Annotated in this window: 20 protein-coding genes; 8 read left to right on the forward strand and 12 right to left on the reverse strand. The window is 64.0% G+C overall.

Annotation, left to right across the window (positions count from 1 at the left end; all coding sequences use genetic code 11):
- Positions 1-72: 72 nt before the first annotated feature.
- Positions 73-1,896, forward strand: a complete 1,824-nt coding sequence (gene typA, locus VF617_RS08375) for a translational GTPase TypA (protein WP_331014416.1) — start codon at positions 73-75, stop codon at positions 1,894-1,896.
- On the opposite strand, the gene VF617_RS08380 is transcribed toward typA, so the two are convergent.
- Entirely contained in the window at positions 1,893-2,564 is a 672-nt protein-coding gene (locus tag VF617_RS08380) for a hypothetical protein (protein WP_331014417.1), read from the reverse strand. The two genes, typA and VF617_RS08380, sit on opposite strands and share 4 nt — an antisense overlap.
- Positions 2,561-2,962 (reverse strand): EVE domain-containing protein, encoded by a 402-nt coding sequence (locus tag VF617_RS08385; protein ID WP_331014418.1) that lies wholly within the window; start codon positions 2,960-2,962, stop codon positions 2,561-2,563. The genes VF617_RS08380 and VF617_RS08385 overlap by 4 nt, the downstream gene beginning before the upstream one ends.
- Positions 2,963-3,107: 145 nt before the next feature.
- Here VF617_RS08385 and VF617_RS08390 point away from each other — a divergent pair, with 145 nt between their 5' ends.
- Both VF617_RS08390 and VF617_RS08395 read left to right on the forward strand, forming a co-directional pair.
- Entirely contained in the window at positions 3,108-3,455 is a 348-nt protein-coding gene (locus VF617_RS08390; protein WP_331014419.1) for a hypothetical protein, read from the forward strand.
- A gap of 85 nt (positions 3,456-3,540) precedes the next feature.
- Positions 3,541-3,825 carry a DUF3297 family protein gene (locus tag VF617_RS08395; protein ID WP_331014420.1) on the forward strand — a complete coding sequence of 95 codons (285 nt, stop codon included), beginning with the start codon at positions 3,541-3,543 and terminating at the stop codon, positions 3,823-3,825.
- On the opposite strand, the gene VF617_RS08400 is transcribed toward VF617_RS08395, so the two are convergent.
- The 3 genes from VF617_RS08400 to VF617_RS08410 all read right to left on the reverse strand — a co-directional run bounded on the left by VF617_RS08400 (position 3,822) and on the right by VF617_RS08410 (position 6,561).
- Entirely contained in the window at positions 3,822-4,583 is a 762-nt protein-coding gene (locus VF617_RS08400) for an isocitrate lyase/phosphoenolpyruvate mutase family protein (RefSeq protein ID WP_331014421.1), read from the reverse strand. The two genes, VF617_RS08395 and VF617_RS08400, sit on opposite strands and share 4 nt — an antisense overlap.
- 68 nt (positions 4,584-4,651) lie before the next feature.
- A complete protein-coding gene (locus VF617_RS08405; protein WP_331014422.1) occupies positions 4,652-5,455 on the reverse strand; it encodes a LytTR family DNA-binding domain-containing protein in 804 nt (267 codons plus the stop codon).
- Entirely contained in the window at positions 5,452-6,561 is a 1,110-nt protein-coding gene (locus tag VF617_RS08410; RefSeq protein ID WP_331014518.1) for a sensor histidine kinase, read from the reverse strand. The genes VF617_RS08405 and VF617_RS08410 overlap by 4 nt, the downstream gene beginning before the upstream one ends.
- 117 nt (positions 6,562-6,678) lie before the next feature.
- Between VF617_RS08410 and VF617_RS08415 the strand changes: the two genes are divergently transcribed.
- Complete coding sequence (locus VF617_RS08415) at positions 6,679-7,266, forward strand: HD domain-containing protein (RefSeq protein ID WP_331014519.1); 588 nt, start codon at positions 6,679-6,681, stop codon at positions 7,264-7,266.
- A gap of 254 nt (positions 7,267-7,520) precedes the next feature.
- Here VF617_RS08415 and VF617_RS08420 read toward each other — a convergent pair whose 3' ends face one another.
- A complete protein-coding gene (locus VF617_RS08420; protein WP_331014423.1) occupies positions 7,521-10,217 on the reverse strand; it encodes a TonB-dependent receptor in 2,697 nt (898 codons plus the stop codon).
- A gap of 162 nt (positions 10,218-10,379) precedes the next feature.
- Positions 10,380-12,458 carry an NAD-dependent DNA ligase LigA gene (gene ligA / locus VF617_RS08425; protein ID WP_331014424.1) on the reverse strand — a complete coding sequence of 693 codons (2,079 nt, stop codon included), beginning with the start codon at positions 12,456-12,458 and terminating at the stop codon, positions 10,380-10,382.
- 77 nt (positions 12,459-12,535) lie between these two features.
- Here ligA and VF617_RS08430 point away from each other — a divergent pair, with 77 nt between their 5' ends.
- From VF617_RS08430 to VF617_RS08445, 4 genes are all read left to right on the forward strand, one after another.
- Positions 12,536-13,702 carry an MBL fold metallo-hydrolase gene (locus tag VF617_RS08430; RefSeq protein ID WP_331014425.1) on the forward strand — a complete coding sequence of 389 codons (1,167 nt, stop codon included), beginning with the start codon at positions 12,536-12,538 and terminating at the stop codon, positions 13,700-13,702.
- 97 nt (positions 13,703-13,799) lie between these two features.
- Positions 13,800-14,261 carry a hypothetical protein gene (locus VF617_RS08435; RefSeq protein WP_331014426.1) on the forward strand — a complete coding sequence of 154 codons (462 nt, stop codon included), beginning with the start codon at positions 13,800-13,802 and terminating at the stop codon, positions 14,259-14,261.
- 105 nt (positions 14,262-14,366) lie between these two features.
- On the forward strand, positions 14,367-15,320 hold the full coding sequence (locus VF617_RS08440; protein WP_331014520.1) for an isoaspartyl peptidase/L-asparaginase: 954 nt from the start codon (positions 14,367-14,369) through the stop codon (positions 15,318-15,320).
- The gene (locus VF617_RS08445) at positions 15,317-16,174 is read left to right on the forward strand and encodes a S1/P1 nuclease (protein ID WP_331014427.1); all 858 of its coding nucleotides are present in this window, start codon (positions 15,317-15,319) and stop codon (positions 16,172-16,174) included. The genes VF617_RS08440 and VF617_RS08445 overlap by 4 nt, the downstream gene beginning before the upstream one ends.
- Here the strand turns inward: VF617_RS08445 and VF617_RS08450 are convergent.
- The 5 genes from VF617_RS08450 to pal form a co-directional block, all read right to left on the reverse strand.
- On the reverse strand, positions 16,159-16,335 hold the full coding sequence (locus VF617_RS08450; protein WP_331014428.1) for a hypothetical protein: 177 nt from the start codon (positions 16,333-16,335) through the stop codon (positions 16,159-16,161). The genes VF617_RS08445 and VF617_RS08450 overlap by 16 nt on opposite strands.
- Positions 16,336-16,385: 50 nt before the next feature.
- Entirely contained in the window at positions 16,386-16,658 is a 273-nt protein-coding gene (locus VF617_RS08455) for a hypothetical protein (protein ID WP_331014429.1), read from the reverse strand.
- Between the two features lie 91 nt (positions 16,659-16,749).
- A complete protein-coding gene (locus VF617_RS08460) occupies positions 16,750-16,962 on the reverse strand; it encodes a toxin-antitoxin system HicB family antitoxin (protein WP_331014430.1) in 213 nt (70 codons plus the stop codon).
- Between the two features lie 9 nt (positions 16,963-16,971).
- Positions 16,972-17,877 (reverse strand): SPFH domain-containing protein, encoded by a 906-nt coding sequence (locus VF617_RS08465; RefSeq protein ID WP_331014431.1) that lies wholly within the window; start codon positions 17,875-17,877, stop codon positions 16,972-16,974.
- Between the two features lie 201 nt (positions 17,878-18,078).
- Entirely contained in the window at positions 18,079-18,585 is a 507-nt protein-coding gene (gene pal / locus VF617_RS08470) for a peptidoglycan-associated lipoprotein Pal (RefSeq protein WP_331014432.1), read from the reverse strand.
- Positions 18,586-18,635: the final 50 nt, after the last annotated feature.

Here is an 18,635-nt window from a genome sequence, read left to right on the forward strand (position 1 = left end):
CTCTTCCCGCAGCGCACAAATTGCGCTAAGGGCGCGCCCGAACCGCATTCCAGCGGCATCCAGGACAGATTCATGAATCTTCGCAACGTGGCGATTATCGCCCACGTCGATCACGGCAAGACCACGCTCGTCGACCAGCTCTTCCGCCAGTCCGGCACCTTCCGCGACAATCAGCGCGTCGAAGAGCGCGCGATGGATTCGAACGACCTCGAAAAAGAGCGTGGCATCACGATCCTGGCCAAGTGCACCTCGGTCGATTGGGAGGGCACGCGGATCAACATCGTCGATACGCCTGGCCACGCTGATTTCGGCGGCGAGGTCGAGCGCATCCTCTCGATGGTCGATGGCGTGATCCTGCTGGTCGATGCCTCCGAAGGCGCAATGCCGCAGACCAAGTTCGTCACCGGCAAGGCGCTCGCGCTCGGCCTGCGCCCGATCGTCGTGGTCAACAAGATCGATCGTCCCGACGAGCGCATCCAGGAAGTGCTCGACGAAGTGTTCGACCTGTTCGTCAGCCTCGAAGCCAATGACGAACAGCTCGACTTCCCCGTGCTCTATGCATCCGGCCGCAATGGCTATGCCAACGTCGATCCCGATCTGCGCGAGGGCACGCTGGCGCCGCTGTTCAACAAGATCGTCGAGCATGTGCCGCCGCCCGCGGCCGATCCGGATGGTCCGTTCAAGTTCCTGGTGACCCTGCTCGACCGCGACAATTTCCTCGGCCGCATCCTAACCGGCCTGGTATTCTCCGGCTCGATCCGGACCAACCAGGCGATCCACAGCCTCGACAATGACGGCAACGTGGTCGAGACGGGCCGTGCGTCGAAGATCATGACCTTCCACGGGCTGGAGCGCGTCCCGACCGACGAGGCCCAGGCGGGCGACATCATCTCGATCGCGGGCCTCACCCACACCACTGTCTCGAACACGATCTGCGATCCCAGCGTGACCGATCCGCTCCACGCCCAGCCGATCGATCCGCCGACGCTGAGCATGCGCTTCGCCGTGAACGATTCGCCCATGGCGGGCCGCGAAGGCACCAAGGTGACCAGCCGCATGATCCGCGACCGCCTGTTCCGCGAAGCCGAGAGCAATGTCGCAATCAAGGTCACCGAAGCCGCCGACCGCGACAGCTACGAAGTCGCCGGCCGTGGCGAACTCCAGCTCGGCGTGCTGATCGAGACGATGCGCCGCGAGGGCTTCGAGCTCGGCATCAGCCGCCCGCGCGTGCTGTTCGGGGAAGACGAGCAGGGCAACAAGACCGAGCCCTACGAGACCGTCATAATCGATGTGGACGAGGAATATTCGGGCACGGTCGTCGAGAAGATGAACATCCGCAAGGCCGAGCTTACCGACATGCGCCCCTCGGGCGGCGGCAAGACGCGCATCACTTTCTCGGCACCCAGCCGCGGAATGATCGGCTATCACGGCGAATTCCTGTCGGATACCCGCGGCACCGGCATCATGAACCGGCTCTTCGAGAAATACGGCCCCCACAAAGGCAAGATCGAAGGCCGCAAGAACGGCGTGCTGATCTCGAATGGCGCGGGCGAATCGAATGCTTATGCGCTCGGCCCGCTGGAAGAGCGCGGCATCCTGATGGTCGCGCCGCAGGAGCAGCTCTACGAAGGCATGATCGTCGGCGAGAACGCCAAGCCGGACGACCTGGAAGTCAATCCGATGAAGGCCAAACAGCTCACCAACTTCCGCGCTTCGGGCGGCAAGGACGACGCGATCCGCCTGACTCCGCCGTGGAAGATGACGCTGGAACAGGCGATCGCCTATATCGACGATGACGAGATGGTGGAGGTCACGCCCAAGTCTATCCGGCTGAGGAAGCGGTATCTGGATCCGCACGAGCGGAAGAAGGCTTCGCGGGCGAAGGTTGCGGCTTAAGCGGTTTCTGTGCTTCCAGCGGCAAGCTTGGCGAGAACTACCTGGGACTCGATGGGAATGTAGCTGTCTCCGATTCCTCGCTTGAACTGCACCAGCTCGGTGTCCCGCGGCAGATCGAATCGTGACAAAATCTTCCATGCCTTCGCCCCGAGAGCAATCACGCGCTTGGGACGTAGCGCGACGATTTGCGGTTGGGCGGACAAGCGCCATGCAGTTTGCAACGTCTCGGCCGGGGCAATCGCGTCCATGCGAGTCCGAAACGGCAGGATGTTCATGAACGCTAGCTGGGTAACGGACTCGCCCGTCGCATTTGCGATTGGCCCGATGATTCGCCAAATATTGTGTCCCTGTTGAAGTCCCGACCAGATATTCGATTCGCTGCGAAACGCGCGTGCTTGCGCCTCCTCTCCCACCGCATCTCTGAAAGTGCGCAATGCCCCGTACAGAAGATCATCGGTAGGGTTTCTTTTGTAGCTATCGCCGCCTCCCCCCGGATTGATGCCGACGAGTAGCGTCCCACGGTTCCACTCGGCGCCCACCCAGCCAGGAGCAGCTGTTTCAGCATCCGCGGGCGCGGTGATCGGAGTCAGCACAGCATTAGAGAACAGGTCGGATCGCTTGAGTTGCGCGGTATCATGAAATGCTTTGACGACCGCGGAGGGGATCATAGCTGAGCTTTCTCCAACAGCACCTTCCACTCCTCATCGCGCACCGGCGTCACCGACAGCCGCGATTGGCGCAGGACTTCGATGCCGGCGAGCCTGGGCTCGGCCTTTATGTCAGCGAGCGTCACCGGCCGGGCCAATTTCTCGACCGGCTTCACCGCGACGCTGGCCCATTTGCCGTCCTCGCCGTCGGGCTGCCAGGCGCGGGTGATCTCCATCACGCCCACCGCGGCCTTTTCAGTGTTCGAATGGTAAAAGAGTGCGCGGTCCCCGGGCTGCATCTCCTTCAGGAAGTTGCGCGCGGTATAATTTCGCACGCCATTCCATTCGGTGCCGCCGTCGCGGACCAGATCGTCCCAGCCATAGGCATCGGGTTCGGAGCGGAGGAGCCAATATCGCATGGGATCGACCTACCCAGCTAAACCACTGCTTAACAGTCAGTTCCGCGGCCATTCAGGCGTGCTCGACTAGGAATGCATCCTCAGCGGCCGACTCGCGTTGATGAGAGACCGGGTCAGGGCGCAGGTTTTGAGTGAGGAGTATGTCATGACCAATCTGATCAAGAAGGCCGTTCTCGGCGTCACTCTCGGCGCCAGCGTGCTTGTCGCTGTCGCGCCGGCCGCCGAAGCGCAACGCTATCGCCGCCATCACCGCGATGACGGCGGCGCCGCGATTGTCGCCGGGATCGCCGGCATCGCCATCGGGGCAGCGCTTTCGGGCGACCGCCGCTATGATTACGACCGCCGCTATTATCGCCAGCGCGGCTACTACCCCACCGACGGCTATTACTACCGCGAGAATTATCGCCGGTATCGCGGCTACAACAACTGCACCGTGCGCCGCCATTACGACCCGTATCTGGGCCGCAGCGTGCGCGTCCGCTATTGCCGCTAAGGATAGCAAGCTAACAAAGGAAGGGGCGCGGAGACTGGTCTCCGCGCCCCTTTTTCTTGAGGAGAATAGCGGCTAGGGCGCTCGCATGAGCGACACTCCCCCGGACCGGCTTTCGGTCAATCAGAACAGCCCCTATTTCAACCAGCCCGTGCTGGAGCGTGGGATCGGTATCCGATTCAAGGGCGCTGAGCGGCGCGACGTGGAGGAATATTCGATCTCCGAGGGCTGGATCAAAGTCGCTCTGGGTAACAAGGTAGATCGCCGCGGTCAGCCGCTGACGATCACGCTCAAGGGCGTGGTCGAGGCATGGTTCGAGCGCCCCGCGGAGGGCGAAGGCGAAAGCGAAACCGGCGCGGGAGCCGAAGCCTAGGCAAACGCGGCCCGCGCCGCATCCTCGAACGCCTTGAGGGCGAGCATGTGGGGGAAGGGCCCATGGCTTATCCGCGCGACGCCGGCGGCGGCCACCGCCTCGGCCGAGGGCGCACCGGGGAATGCCATGAAATTGACCGGCAGCGGCACTGCCTTGCAGACCTTCTCCAGCAGGCGAAGATCGGCGAGGCCGGGGACGAAAAAGCCATGCGCCCCGGCATCGGCATAAGCCTTGCCCCGTTCGATTGCGGCATCCGCCATCGCCTCGGTATGCGTGTCGGCTTTCGTGATCAGGAACAGATCGGTTCGGGCGTTTACGAAGAAATCGGGGGCCGCGCGGGCGATCGCTGCAATCCGCGCGCATTGGTCGATCACGTCGTGCATCGCCCGCTCGGGCGTACCATGCGTGGCGATGATCTGGTCCTCGAGATTGCAGCCCACCGCACCGGCCGCCGCCAGCCGCGCGACATTGGCGGCGGTCTGTTGCGGGTCGGTCGAATAGCCGCCTTCGAAGTCCACGCTAACCGGCAGCGACGTCGCGCCGACGATGCGCTCGGCATTGGCGAGCGCGAGATCGAGCGGAAGTTCCTCGGCATCGCTGAAACCGTGAGCCTTTGAGACCGAGGCGCTGCCGGTTGCGATGGCCCTGGCCCCTGCCCGCTCGGCCGCCTGCGCGCTGCCGGCGTCCCAGACATTGAACAGGATAAGCGGATCGCCGGGCACATGAAGCGCGGCGAAGGTCTCGAACTTGCTGGTCACGGCACACTCCCCTTGCTAGAAATGTTGCCTATATGTTCTCGTTCGTCAATGGCGCCCCGCGCCTGCCTTCAGTGAACGAATCTGGCGACTACGTCCCGATACGAGCGGCTGACCTTCACGCTGGCGCCGGAATCGAGCACCAGGAAGCATTCGCCATTGGTGTGCGGCTTGACCTGCTTGACCAAGTCGAGATTGACGATGGTCGAGCGGTGGACGCGCTGGAAGCGGCGCGGATCGAGGCGCTTTTCCAGATCCTTCATCGTCTCGCGCAGGATCAAGGTGTTGTCGCCAGTATAGATGCACATGTAATCGCCCGCGGCGTCGATGCGCTCGATCGTATCGACATCGACGCGGAAAATCTGGCCGCGATCCTTGATGTTGATGAGCTTTTCGAAGCGGTTCGAAGCCATTTCGCCCCCGTCCGCCGCCGCCATCTCGTCGGCCGCATTGGGCGCGACTTCGGCGAGCACTTCCTTGAGTTTCTCGACTTCCTCGACGCCGCGCTTCTCGGTCAGGCGTTGGCGGACGCGATCGAGCGTGTCGGCTAGGCGTGAGGGCTCGACCGGCTTCATCAGATAATCCATCGCCTGCGCTTCGAACGCGCGGATGGCGTGGTCCGAATAGGCCGTGACGAACACAAACAGCGGCGGCTCGACTTCCATCAGCCCCTGGACGACCGAAAAGCCGTCGAAGCCGGGCATCTGGATGTCGAGGAAGACGAGGTCGGGCTTATGCGTTTTGATCGCGCGTATCGCCTCACGCCCGTTCGAGCATTTGTCGATGATCTCGACGTCTTCGTGCTCCTGAAGGCGCAACTCAAGCCCCTGGATTGCCAGGGGTTCGTCGTCGACGAGGATGGTACGGATGGTCATGCGGCCTCTCGGTTCGGTTCCTCGATCTGGAACGGTATCTCGATTTCAACGCTGAACCCATGCCCCGGGTTCGATTGCGAAACGAAACGGTGGTCAGCCCCGAAGGACTGCGCCAGCCGTTCCCTTATATTGGCGAGCCCCACGCCGGTTGAAAGGGTCGGCCTCGGTTGGCGTTCGATCAATCCCGGTCCGGTATCGGATACGGCGATCTGCACCCGTTCCCCGGCGAGCCGAGCCGTGACGGTGATATCCGCCCCCTCTTCCTGCGGCGTGACGGCATATTTGATTGCGTTTTCGACCAGCGGCTGGAGCAGCAGCGAAGGCAATCTCGCCTTGGCGACGCGTGGATCGATATCGAAATGCGGGCGCAGCCGCTCGTCGAAACGCATCTTCTCGATCTCAAGATAGAGCTGCAACGTCTCGACTTCCTGCGCGAGCGTGACGTGCGCGGTGGGCTCGTTGGCCAGCGTATAGCGCAGGAACGAGCTGAGGCGGCTCAGCATGATGTTGGCACGCTCGGTTTGCTTCAAGAGGACCAGCGTCGAAATCGAATTGAGCGTATTGAACAGGAAATGCGGGTTGAGCTGGTAGCGCAGCATTGCGAGCTGGGCGTGGCTTGCCTGGCTTTCCAGCGCCTGCATCTGCCCGATCTGCTGCTCCACGATCAAATAGAAGTTGATGCCGAAATAGAGCGCCGACCAGCCCGCGAGCACCGTGAAATTGAGAAACAGCGCCGCAACGACTAGCGGGACGTTGATTCCAGGCTCGCCGATCCTGATGAAGGAAATCGTGAAGGCGTCGATAACGGCATAGATGACCGTCGCGATGGCAAGCGTCGCCAGCGTGAGAAAAATGCCGGTGATCCGCGGCAGGCGGCGATAATAGCCGTAGAGCGTGGAGAGCAGCAAAGTCAGGCAATAGCCCACGATCGATTCGATGATAGCCGCGATGACGCGCTCGACCGAGAGCTCGTTCGAAACCGACGAGACGGTGCGCAGCAGCAGATAGCCCGACCAGCCCGCCGCCTGGAGCCGCCAGAAGGCGCGCGCCTTATCTTCGAAGAACGGGCGCGAGAGCAGGCCGGGATCGCGAATGGGCGCCGGCATCAATCGCCGCGCGGATTTGACTGCGTTCGCCACGGGCCCGCCTCTAACACCGCTGGGAAGGCGCGGCAAAGAGGGTTAGGCTGTGTGAAAAGCAGGAGAGGCCCGGTGCAGGACAAAATGCAGGATGGGGGCGAGCGCGCGAAATTCACGGCGATGGCCAAGGGCACGCAGGAAGACTGGAGCATCATCGGCGGCCAGTTCATGGGCTATGCCCGCGGCCTGGCGGACCGGGTGCTCGCGCACCTGAAGCTGCTCGACGGCGATTTCGGCGGCTTTCCGATCGACCGGTTGCAGCATTCTCTCCAGACCGCGACCCGCGCGCACCGCGACGGGCGGGGCGAGGATTATGTCGTGATGGCGCTGCTCCACGACATCGGTGACACGCTGGGCAGCTACAATCACCCCGATATCGCTGCGGCGATCTTGAGGCCCTTCGTCAGCGAAGAGCTGCACTGGATCGCCCAGCAGCACGGCGCTTTCCAGGGCTATTATTTCTTCCATTATCTCGGGCTCGACCGTGACGCGCGCGAAGCGTTTCGCGGGCACCGCTATTTCGATGCGTGCGCGGAATTTTGCGAGAAATACGATCAGGCCGCGTTCGACCCCGCTTATCAAAGCGAGAGCCTCCAATTCTTCGAGCCGATGGTCCGCCGCATATTCGCCCGGCCGATCAACTCGATCTACGCCAAGATAGAGGCGGCATAGCCTCAAACGACCGCTGTGAGGCGGTTACGAGAGGATCGACCCACCACCCGCTCACCCTGAGCCTGCCGAAGGGCTCTATCCGCGGGCGCTGGGTCAAGAGGATGGCAGCCCTTCGACAGGCTCAGGGTGAGCGGGAAGAGTGGTCTCACTTATCGTAACCGTGCGTTAGTGTGGCGCGCGCGCCAGCCCTACAAACGAAAACCGCCGCTCCATCGCCGGGGCGGCGGCTTCGTTTGCAGTCCGTTCGCCGAGCTTTAGAAGCCCACTACCAGCGAACCCATCACGGTGCGCGGATAGCCGATCTGGACGTTCAGCGGGAAGCCATAGCTCGTAACCGCGGTGCCCGTGGTGTTGAACGCCGGGCCCTGGTTCAGCGCGCCGTTGCCGCTGTTGATGCTGCCGACCCACAATTCGTCGAAAGCGTTGAGCACGTTCACCTGGAAATACGTGTTCTTGTTCAGGCCGGCCCAGGTAAGATCGACCCGCGCGTTCAGATCGACCAGCGTGTATGCCGGGGCCTTGGCGCCATACACCTGCGTCGAGACTCCCGCGATGAAAGCACGAACCGGCTCGTTGGTGTCGTAGATGTAACGCTCACCCGTGCGCTTCACGTTGAAGCCAGCGCTGATCATGCCGAGATCCAGCGTGGCGCCGCCGCCGAAGGTATAGACCGGAGCATTCGATTCACGCTTGCCGGCCGTAGGGGCATAAACCGGGGAGCCGATCGGACCCAGCGGACCCGCCACGCTGGTGCGCCCTACCACGACATCATCCTGAATCTCCGAATGGAGATACGAGCCGAACCCATAGATGCTGAGTTGCCGAACGGGCTGGAAGGCGATGCTGCCGTCAAAGCCGTACTTCTTCACGCTGCCCAGGTTCCGATAGACCGTCCTGTCCAGCTCGGGATCGTAGGACGAAGCCAGCCGGTTCTTATAGTCGGTGAACCAGCCCGAGAACTGCGCCTGGATGCGCGACGAGCGGAAGCGCAGGCCGGTGTCGAAATTGTTCGTCGTCTCAGGCTCGGGATTGGCGGCCGTCGCCGCCCGTGGGAAGTAGAACGAGTTGTAAAGATTGTCGGTGCCGGGGACCTGCAGGCCCTGCGAAAAGTTGCCGAACAGGGTAAGCTGCGGGGTCAGGTCCGCAGTGTAGCCGATATTCGGCAGCACCTTGCTGTAATTGAAGACACGCTGCTGCGGCCCCTGAGTGGGGAAGGTGCAAACCGAAGGTGTCCCCGTGCACGTCGCGCCGTTCGCCGTAGCCACCGCCGCGATCACCGTCTGGGTAGGCACGCCCGTCAGGAACGCATTGAGACCCGCGGTGTCGTCCGTAAAGCACTCGACGAAGCCTGCGGCGCTCGACGTGGCGCAATAGTTGGTAAGGTTGCGCTTGAAGAACGGAGCTCGCACGCCCGCCGTCACCGTCAGCTGATTATCGAAGAACTCGCCGCGATACTCGCCAGCCACCTGCTGCAGGATGGCAAACGACAGGCGATCGCGCTTCTGGAGGATGCGTCCGTTGGCGTCGGCGAGGCCGGCATTTACCGGGAACACATCCGTGGGCGTGCCATTGGTTTCGAGGAAGTTGGTTTCGCCGGTCTGGCGATGGCGGGCTCGGTCATAAGTATAAGCAAGGCGCAGGCTGTGATTGTCGCTCAGATCGTAACGCAGCGACGAAATCAGCACGATGCGGTGCGTCTGCGTCTGGCTCGGCGCCAGCACGCGGATCGTATCGAGCAGATCGCCGTCCCCGTTCAAGTCGCGGCCATAATAGGGAACGCCGCCGATATAGCCCACCTGGCAGCTCACGGTCGCCGAGTTAGGCGTGGTGTTGCAATTCGATGCGCCACCCGAAGGGAACACGTCACGGCGTGCTTCCTGGCCCACTACGGTGCCGCCGCCATTTGCCTTCGTGTACTGATAGCTCGGATCGAGCGCCAGGACGAGGCCATCGGCAAGCGTGAAGCGGCCGGCGACGCGGACGTTGCCCGTGTTCGAAGGGTTGAAGCGCTGATCGAACACCGAGCCACAGGTGTTCGCTGTCTGGGCGCCGGGACCTGAGGTCCTGTTGATCGTGCACGGCGCGATCGTGTACTGGCGCTCGGCGCGCGTGATCGGGAAGCGGCTGGGAACCAAGAGACCGCCCGCGGTATCGGTGCGCAGCGAGACCGAGCCCTGGAAATTGTTGCGGTTCTGGTTGTAATGGCCTGAGAGCGAGATGAAATCGCCCGAACCGCCGAGCGGTTGATAGATGCGCGCGTTATATTGCTGCTTTTCGATCTGCGAATCTTTGTTGAACGGCGAATGGTTCCGCGCCGTGCTGGCTGAGATGAAGGCGCGCGTGCCCCAGCTGGTGAATTCGCCGGTATCGACCATGCCGAAGATGCGCATGAAATCGAACTGGCCAACCGAGCCGACGAGCTTCACGCCGAAATCCTGGCCCGGCAGACGGGTGCGGTAGTTGACGGTGGAGCCGGTTGCGGCGGCAGTCGGGCTGTCGACGTCGGTCGTGCCGAGGTTGACGTTTACCTGCTGGATCAGCTCGGGATCGAGTTGCTGGTTGCCATAAATGGCGTAGTTGCCCGAATCGTTGAGCGGAATGCCGTCAAAGGTCTGGCTGATGCGCGAAGCATCGAAGCCGCGAATGTTCATCGAGCCGCCCGATGAGCCATAGGGATCATTGTTCTGGTAGCTGACACCCGGAAGCTGGTTGATCAGGTCGTTGACCGACTGGCCCGGCGACTGGCGCTCGATGAATTCCTGGGTGAGGACGGCCTTGGCCTTCGAAGTATCGGGGACGACGATGCCGCTGACGCCATCATCGAGGCGGCTGCCGGTCACGACGATCTCGGTGCCCTCTTCGGCGTCGATCGTCCCGGTCGACTGCGCGAAGGCGCTCGCCGGAATCATCAGCGCGGCAAAAGCCACGCCTGCAAAAAGCTTGGTGCGCATTGGTAGTCCCCTTAGGTGCTCTGGTGCACTGAATCACGCGGTGCGGTTCACCGTATGGGCCGCCCATGAAACTCATTTATGGCTAGCTTGTGACAGTCAATCGGAGTCCGTGTCGATCCTGTTGTTAACTTATGATTCATTTTGCTGCGTTGCAAAAAAGCATCACCGACCAGCGTGCGCGGCAGAGACGATCGCGGCCCATTCCTCCTCCGAAATGACGCGAATCCCGAACTCGGCGGCCTTTTTGAGCTTCGATCCAGCGCCGGGCCCCGCGATCACCAACCCGGTCTTTGCCGAGACCGATCCGGCGACACGCGCGCCCAGCGATTCGGCCTGCGCCTTGGCCTCGTCGCGGCTGAGCGACTCGAGGCTGCCGGTGAACACGAGGGTGAGCCCGGTAACTTCGGATTCGCGGCTCTCGACCAGGAAAGGCGGCGGCGCCACTTCCCTCAGCAGATCGTCCCAAAGCTGCAAATTGTGCGGCTCATGGAAAAACGCCCCGAGCGTCGCCACCACTATGGGCCCCACGCCTTCGATGGTGGCGAAATGCGCGAGCGCTTCGGGATCGCCGGCATGGGCCGCCTGCGCCGCCTCGCGCAGCGCAGGCAGCGTCGCAAAGCGCTTCATCAGGTCGCGCGCGGTAATCTGGCCGACATGGCGGATGCCCAGGCCGAAAAGCAGCCGCGCCGCATCGGGCTCGCGCTTCGCGTCGATCGCCGCCAGCAGCGCATCGACGGACTTCGCCTGCCACCCTTCCCGCTCGAGCAACGCCTCGCGGTGCGGCCGCAGCCGGAAGATATCGGCCGGTTCGACGATCCAGCCGAGGTCCAGCAGCTCGACCAGCGTCTTTTCGCCGAGCCCGTCGATGTCGAGCGCGCCGCGGCTGACGAAATGCTTGAGCCGCTCGAGCCGCTGGGCGGGACAGATCAGGCCGCCGGTGCAGCGGACATCCACTTCGCCCTCTTCCGCCACCGCCTCGGAGCCGCAACGCGGGCAATGATCTGGGAATGCATAGGCGGGACGGCTCTCGTCGCGGGTAAGATTCTCCACGATCTGGGGGATCACATCGCCGGCGCGCTGGAGGATGACGCGGTCGCCGGGGCGAACGCCCAGCCGGGCGATTTCGTGCGCATTGTGCAGCGTGGCATTGCGGACGACGACGCCGCCGACGGTGACCGGCTCCAGCTTGGCGACGGGGGTGAGCTTGCCGGTCCGGCCGACCTGGATCTCGATATCGTTGAGTATCGTCTCGGCGCGTTCGGCGGGGAATTTGTGCGCGACTGCCCAACGGGGCGCGCGCCCGACGAAACCGAGCCGCGCCTGCCAGTCCAGCCGCTCCAGCTTGTAGACCACGCCGTCGATATCGAAGGGCAAGTCCGCGCGCTGCTTCTCGATCCGGCGATATTGGGCGAAGGCATTGGCGGGTATGCCCCTGGTCAGCAGGTCCGAGACAGGAAATCCCCAGTCCCTGATGCGCTGCATCGCCTCGAACTGGCCGCCCGAGGGTTCTTCGGACACCTCCCCCCAGCCCCAGGCAAGGAAGCGCAACGGACGCGAGGCGGTCACGCCCGGGTCCTTCTGGCGCAGCGAACCGGCGGCGGCGTTGCGGGGATTGGCGAACTGGCGGGCCTTTGCCGGGTCCTCCGCCTCGGCGAGCAGGCGGGCATTGAGCGCGGCAAAGGCCTGCTTGGCCATATAGACCTCGCCGCGCACTTCGAACACGTCCGGCGCGTCCGCGATCGTCGCCGGAATATCGCCGATGGTGCGCACATTGGCCGTCACATCTTCGCCGATCTGGCCGTCGCCCCGGGTGAGCGCCTGGACGAGTTGGCCTTTCACATAGCGCAGCGAACAGGAGAGCCCGTCGATCTTCGGCTCGGCCGTAAGCATCACTTCCGCGTCTTCGGAGAGCTTGAGGAAGCGGCGGACGCGGCTGAGGAAATCGGTCACCTCCTCCTCGCCAAACGCATTGTCGAGGCTGAACATCTGCCGGGCGTGCGCCACCTTGGCGAGGTGCCCCGCGGGCGCTGCGCCGACCATCTTCGAGGGCGAATCGGCGCGGACCAGTTCGGGGGAAGCCGCCTCGATCGCCGCGTTGCGCCGCATCAGCGCGTCATATTCGGCGTCGCTGATCTCGGGCGAATCATCGGTGTGATAGAGCCGGTTGTGGCGCGCTATCTCTGCGGCCAGCCGTTCGAGTTCGGCGGCTGCCTCGGGCGAAGTCTGCGGAAGCGCGGTCATCGGGCCTGGAGTTAGTTTAGGCCGGGCGCAGGGATCAAGCGGCTTGATCGCAGCGGCTCGCGCCGCGACAATGCGCGATGCGTTTCGTTCGGGCCGGCGGGGCCTTCCTTTTGTGGACAATCGTCGTCCTTTGCCTGGCGGCGACGGTCGTGCCGCATTTCCTCGACCGCATCTATTATCGCGGGCCGGTGAGCAGCCATTTCGACGGCGCGCATTTCTTCAATCCCGACGGCGACGACGACCGCTTGAAAGTGAGTGGCGCGGGCAGCCGCGCCAGTTTCCTCTGGAAGCAGGCATTCGGCGATCCGGCGCGCCCGGTGTGGCCCGAAACTGTCGCAATTAGGCGCGCCAAGCCGCCAGCGAGAGTCAGCGACGGGCGAATGGTAGCGACCTGGGTGGGACATGCCACCATGCTGGTTCAGGCGGATGGGATGAATATCCTGACCGATCCGGTCTGGAGCGGGCATGCGGGGCCCTTTGGAATGGGACCGAAGCGCGTCGCCGTACCGGGAATCGCGCTCGAGGATTTGCCCAGGATCGACTTGGTACTCGTCAGCCACAATCACTATGATCATATGGACCTGACCACACTCAAGCGGCTGTGGGAGCGCGATCGGCCGCTGATCGTCACTTCACTGGGCAATGATGCGGTTATCGGCGGCGCAGGAGTACGCGCGCGGGCGCTCGACTGGGGGCAGCGGATCGCAGTGAGGCCCGGCATATGGGCCGCTGTGACTCGCAGCCACCATTGGGACAGCCGCTGGTTCAGCGACCGTAACCGGGCGCTCTGGTCCAGTTTCGTCGTCGGGCTGCCGAGCGGCAATTTCTTCTTCGCGGGCGACACCGGGCTCGGCGACGGCCAATGGCCTGCCGAGGCCGCCGCTTTAGGGCCGATCCGGCTGGCGGCTATCCCGATCGGTGCGTTCCGCTTTGAGGAAGGGCAGATGGCGAGCGGCAGCCATATCGGACCGCGCGACGCGATCCGCGTGTGGGATGGGCTGGGACGGCCGCAATCGATCCCGATTCATTGGGGCACGTTCCGGCTTTCGTGGGAGGGCTTTGACACCCCGCCCCGGATGCTCGCGGACATGCTCGGCTGCGCGGGCGCCGCGCCCCAGCGCTTCGCGGCGGCTCGGATCGGTCAGATGGTCGAGGTGGGGCCGCTAAGCGCGCCTCCGCCGCCGCCCGACATGGCCGGGCTCGCCGCGTGCGAGGCGGCGGGGCGCTTCGCCGCCCTACGCTGAGGCGTATCAAAACGGCAAATCCCTCGCGATTCGGCCTGTTGCGGTAAGTTCCTGTTAGGCATATGTTTCATGGCCTGGGGTTGGGGAGCCTGAGTCCGTGAACGAACGCGCCATGCGCGCACCGCGCCGTTATGAGATTTCGATCGACCGCGCCGGGCTCGCACTCGGCGTCGGAAGCGTGCTCGCGGGTGGGATCGTGCTCGGGCTGCTCCTCCTCGGCGGGCAGCGCGATCCGCTTGCTCTCGCCAGCGGCTGGATGATCGGCAGCGTCTTCGCGGGGATCGCGCTTACCGCCGTCGGAGGGCCGCTCTGGCTGGTCATGCACGTCGCGGGATTGCGCCGCCCCCGCCACGCCGCGCTCGTCGGCGCCGTCACCGCGATGGCGATCTTCGTCGGCGCGCAGACCTATGGCTTCGGGATGTTCGAAATGCCGCCGATGGACAATAGCGCCTGGCTCTATCGCTGGCTGAGCGCGCTCGCCTCCAGCGCAGTGCTCGCCGTGATCGCCGCGATCATCGGGGTGGTGATGTGGCGCGTGGCGTACCGACGCGAACCCTGAGCGCTGCTGGCTGCTGGCAAGCACGGAACCTTCTGCTAGGGCTGCGCATCCTCCCGTTGGAGTGCCTGGATGCGCCTGATCCCCTTGTTGCTTGGAGCCTTGCTGATGCCGCTTTCCGCCCATGCGCAGGATAAACCGCGCTGGACTCTCGTAATTCACGGCGGGGCCGGGATCATCGAGAAGGACAAGATCAAGCCCGAGCAGGAAGCGGGGGTGCGCGCCGGGCTCGAAGCGGCGCTCGCAGCCGGATCCAAGGTGCTCGCCGAGGGCGGCGACTCGCTCGATGCGGTGCAGGCGGCGGTGCAAGTGCTGGAAGACGACCCGCACTTCAATGCGGGCCGCGGCGCGGTGTTCACCTGGGACGGCCGCAACGAGCTCGACGCCGCGATCATGGAGGGCGCGACTCGCAAGGCCGGCTCGATCGCGGGCAGCACCACCACGCGTCATCCGATCGCCCTGGCGCGCAAGGTGATGGAGGCGAGCCCCCACGTGATGCTCTCGGGCGCGGGTGCGGACCAGTTCGCGCAGGAGCAGGGACTCGAGCAGGTCGAGAATAGCTGGTTCGCCACGCCCGAGCGCCGCCGCCAGCTCGACAAGATGAAGGCCAACGACAAGCTCGGCTGGTTCGATGTGGATCTGAAATACGGCACGGTCGGGGCTGTGGCTATGGACAGCAAAGGCCATGTCGCCGCCGCGACTTCGACGGGCGGGCTCACCGGCAAGCGCTGGGGCCGGATCGGTGACGCCCCGATCATCGGGGCCGGCACCTATGCCGACGACCGCGCCTGTGCCGTCTCCGCGACCGGCGCGGGCGAATTCTTCATCCGCGAAGGCGTGGCGCACGAAATCTGCGCGCGCGTCCGCTTCAAGGGCGAAAGCCTCAAGGCCGCGGCCGACGCAGTGATGGCGGAGACCAAGGCGCTGGGCGGATCGGGCGGCGTGATCGTGACCGGCCCCAGCGGCGAAATGGCCTGGAGCTTCAACACGCCGGGCATGTATCGCGGCCGCGCCTCCTCGGCCGGCGAACGCATCGTGGCCTTCTATGGAGACGACAAATGAAGCGTTTCCTGCTCCTTTTCGCCGCGTTGACCGGCTTCTCCGCCCCCGCCCACGCCTATTGGGAATACGGCCACGAGACGATCGCGGGGATCGCCTATCGCAACGTGACGCCGCAGGTGCGCGCCTCGATCGACCGGCTGCTGAGGAACTCGGCGCTGCTCGAGACCGCGGGTTGCCCCGCCAAGACGATAGAACAGGCTAGCGTCTGGGCCGATTGCATCAAGACGCTGGGGCCGCGCTTCAGCTATGCCTATAACTGGCACTATCAGAACGTGAACATCTGCAAGCCGTTCGACATCAAGTCGAATTGCCCGGACGGCAATTGCGTCTCGGCCCAGATCGACCGCGACGTGAAGCTGTTGAAGGATCACGGCGTGCCGATGCGCGAGCGGATCATGGCGCTCGCCTTCCTCGTCCATTTCGTCGGCGACCTGCATCAACCGCTCCACGCTGGGGATCATGCCGATCTGGGCGGAAATCGCGCACGCTCGAATTACGGCTTCTATTCGACCGAGAGGCTCAATCTCCATACCATCTGGGACGGCCATCTCGCCGAACGCGCGATATCGACGCTACCCGTGATGGTGCGCGTTTATTCGGCGGAAGAGCGGGCGGCGATGTGGGGCGGAACCACCGAGGATTGGAGCCGCGAGAGCTGGCAAGTGGCGCGCGACGTGGCTTATGCCAGCGCCTTCGGCGGGGATGCCTGTGCAGATAAGGCACCGGCGCGCGGGACGCTCACCCCCGAGGCGATCGACAAGCTGGTCGAGCCGGCGCGGCAGCAGATCATGCGCGGCGGCCTCAGGCTGGCGCGGCTGCTCGACGAGGCGCTTGGCCCTCAGCCCGGCGCGTAGCTTTCCAGGAAGCCGCACCGGTTGCACCGCGAGGTGCGTATCTGGATCGGTTTCGTGCTGAACTTGAGGCCGAGCCACAGGCTCTTGCGCGGCGCGCCCTGCACCCAGCTGCTAACCGTGCGCCTGCTGCTTTGCTCTGCGGGCACGAAGCCTTCGGACATCGTCCCCTGGCATTGGTGTTCGACCGCATTTATGTTCTCCCAATCCGAAACTATCGATCGCGCGGGCCCCAGCGGAAGGCCCAGGCGCCGTCGGTCTTCGCCCACGCCAGCAAGGCGAAGCCCAGGGTCAGCGGCACGAATATGATCAGCCAGCTGGACGAGCGATGCTGGGCAATCCGTGCGACAGCCACGGCGAGCGCCACGTAGATCGCAGTCGCGAGCCACCCCTGCCATGTCACTGGCACTGCGCCCCAGCCGAACGCCTTGGGCGCGAACCAATAGCCGGGGCGGACACGGTAGAAACCGCGATTGCCCCGGCTCATAGCACGGCCATCCCCAGGCCGATGCCGAGCAGCACCGCGAAAACCGCCAGCAGCCAGGGAAGCCGCTTACGATTGGAGTGGAACGCCATCATCATGCTTCGTCTCCTTTGTTCTTAGGTGGCCGGCCGCGTTTGGCACGGACCGGATCGCTGAGTTTCACGCCGCGCTTGCCGAGCGCCTCACGCAGCAGGCATTCGACCTGCGCATTTACGCTGCGCAGATCGCACGCCGCCACGCGCTCGATCGCTGCGTAAAGCGCGGGATCGAGGCGCAGCGGGAACGCCTTTTTGGGGGGAGCGGACACCACCCGGCCTTACTGGTACAGCGAGCCCGCGTTGACCACCGGCTGGGTGTCGCGCTCGCCGCACAGCACAACCATCAGGTTCGAGACCATCGCGGCGCGGCGCTCGTCGTCGAGCTCGACCACGTTCTTGGCCGAGAGCTGGGCAAGCGCCATCTCGACCATGCCGACAGCGCCCTCGACCAGAGTGGTGCGTGCCGCAACCACGGCCTGGGCCTGCTGGCGGCGGAGCATCGCACCCGCGATTTCCTGGGCATAAGCCAGGTGGGTGAAGCCGCATTCATCGACGGTGATCCCCGCGACCGTGAGCCGTGCGATCAGCTCGGCGCGTAGCTCGCTGCCGACCTGATCGTGATTGCCGCGCAGCGTGATTTCCTGATGCTCGAAATCGTCATAGGGATAGCGCGAGCCGATCGTGCGGACCGCGGCCTCGATCTGGACCATCACGAAGGCCTTGTAATCGTCGACGTCGAACAAGGCTTGGGCTGTATCCGTCACGCGCCACACTACCTGCGCGGCCATCTCGATCGGGTTGCCGCGCAGATCGTTGACCTTGATCCGCTCCGAAATGATGTTGTTTGCGCGGGCGGAGATCTTTTTCTTGCCCATCCATGGCAAGGTCCAGCGCAAGCCGGTGGTGCGATCGGTGCCCTTATAGGCGCCGAACAGCGTGATCACGACCGCCTGATTGGGCTGGAGCAGGTAGAAGCCGCATGAGACGAACAGGAATACGGCGGTCGCCACCACGATCCACGACACGACGATCACGTCATCCATGATGTCGATGCGCGTGATCGCCGCGATCACGGCGACGATCGAGAGCAGCAGCACCAACAGCATGCCGTAGCCACTGGTGGTGCTTGCCGGCCTCTCACGGCTTTGGGTCAGCGCATTGGTGGGTCCGCGAACGTCAGTCATTCTTGCCTCCCTTAATCATGATATCGTATTTATATCGATTATCGTGATACGGCAAGGGCAAAAAATCCCTCCCGGCGGGAGAGGGAGGGAGCCGACGAAGTCGGCGGAAGGGTGAGGACAGGTGAGAGCGTACTGCCCTCACCCTTCCCACTGCCTTCGGCAGCGGGCCCCTTCCCTCTCCCGCCGGGAGAGGGAAAGCACTCAGCTGATGACGATGGTCACCGCGCGGCGGTTCTGCGCCCAGCTTGAATCGTCCGAGCCCAGGGCGACCGGGCGCTCCTTGCCATAGCTGATCGTGTTGATCTGGCTCGGCGAGATGCCGCGCGCCGCGAGGTAGTTCTTGGCGGCGTTGGCGCGGCGATCGCCCAGAGCAAGGTTGTACTCGCGCGTGCCCCGCTCGTCGCAATGCCCCTCGATCGTGATCCGCACGCCGGGATGCGCGGCGAGCCAGCGCGCCTGGCTGTCCAGGATGGCGCGCGCTTCGGGATCGATATCATATTGATCGAAGGCGAAGTTGATCGTGTTGCTGCTGACTTCGCGCTTGAACTGCTCATTGAGCGCACTCGATTGCTCCTCGCCCGATCCATTGTCCGGCGCCCCCATATCCGCGCCGGGACCCGGCGGCACGTCCGCAATGCGCTTCTTGGCGCAGCCGGCAGTCGCGACAAGCGCTACCGCCAGGACCAGACTCGTCGCAATTTTAGCCATCGTCATTCCTCCATTTTCTTGCAGTCTATCCGCTTGCGCGGTGAAAATCA

It is taken from the genome of Sphingomonas sp. (genome assembly GCF_036388215.1).
GTDB lineage: Bacteria > Pseudomonadota > Alphaproteobacteria > Sphingomonadales > Sphingomonadaceae > Sphingomonas.

Coding starts and splice junctions, on each gene's coding strand:
- VF617_RS08390 (WP_331014419.1), top strand. CDS start 3,108: ATGACCAATCTGATCAAGAAGGCCGTTCTCGGCGTCACTCTCGGCGCC.
- VF617_RS08380 (WP_331014417.1), bottom strand. CDS start 2,564: ATGATCCCCTCCGCGGTCGTCAAAGCATTTCATGATACCGCGCAACTC.
- VF617_RS08405 (WP_331014422.1), bottom strand. CDS start 5,455: ATGACCATCCGTACCATCCTCGTCGACGACGAACCCCTGGCAATCCAG.
- VF617_RS08445 (WP_331014427.1), top strand. CDS start 15,317: ATGAAGCGTTTCCTGCTCCTTTTCGCCGCGTTGACCGGCTTCTCCGCC.
- VF617_RS08410 (WP_331014518.1), bottom strand. CDS start 6,561: ATGCCGGCGCCCATTCGCGATCCCGGCCTGCTCTCGCGCCCGTTCTTC.
- VF617_RS08415 (WP_331014519.1), top strand. CDS start 6,679: ATGCAGGATGGGGGCGAGCGCGCGAAATTCACGGCGATGGCCAAGGGC.
- ligA (WP_331014424.1), bottom strand. CDS start 12,458: ATGACCGCGCTTCCGCAGACTTCGCCCGAGGCAGCCGCCGAACTCGAA.
- typA (WP_331014416.1), top strand. CDS start 73: ATGAATCTTCGCAACGTGGCGATTATCGCCCACGTCGATCACGGCAAG.
- VF617_RS08450 (WP_331014428.1), bottom strand. CDS start 16,335: ATGTCCGAAGGCTTCGTGCCCGCAGAGCAAAGCAGCAGGCGCACGGTT.
- VF617_RS08395 (WP_331014420.1), top strand. CDS start 3,541: ATGAGCGACACTCCCCCGGACCGGCTTTCGGTCAATCAGAACAGCCCC.
- VF617_RS08465 (WP_331014431.1), bottom strand. CDS start 17,877: ATGACTGACGTTCGCGGACCCACCAATGCGCTGACCCAAAGCCGTGAG.
- pal (WP_331014432.1), bottom strand. CDS start 18,585: ATGGCTAAAATTGCGACGAGTCTGGTCCTGGCGGTAGCGCTTGTCGCG.
- VF617_RS08385 (WP_331014418.1), bottom strand. CDS start 2,962: ATGCGATATTGGCTCCTCCGCTCCGAACCCGATGCCTATGGCTGGGAC.
- VF617_RS08455 (WP_331014429.1), bottom strand. CDS start 16,658: ATGAGCCGGGGCAATCGCGGTTTCTACCGTGTCCGCCCCGGCTATTGG.
- VF617_RS08430 (WP_331014425.1), top strand. CDS start 12,536: ATGCGTTTCGTTCGGGCCGGCGGGGCCTTCCTTTTGTGGACAATCGTC.
- VF617_RS08440 (WP_331014520.1), top strand. CDS start 14,367: ATGCCGCTTTCCGCCCATGCGCAGGATAAACCGCGCTGGACTCTCGTA.
- VF617_RS08420 (WP_331014423.1), bottom strand. CDS start 10,217: ATGCGCACCAAGCTTTTTGCAGGCGTGGCTTTTGCCGCGCTGATGATT.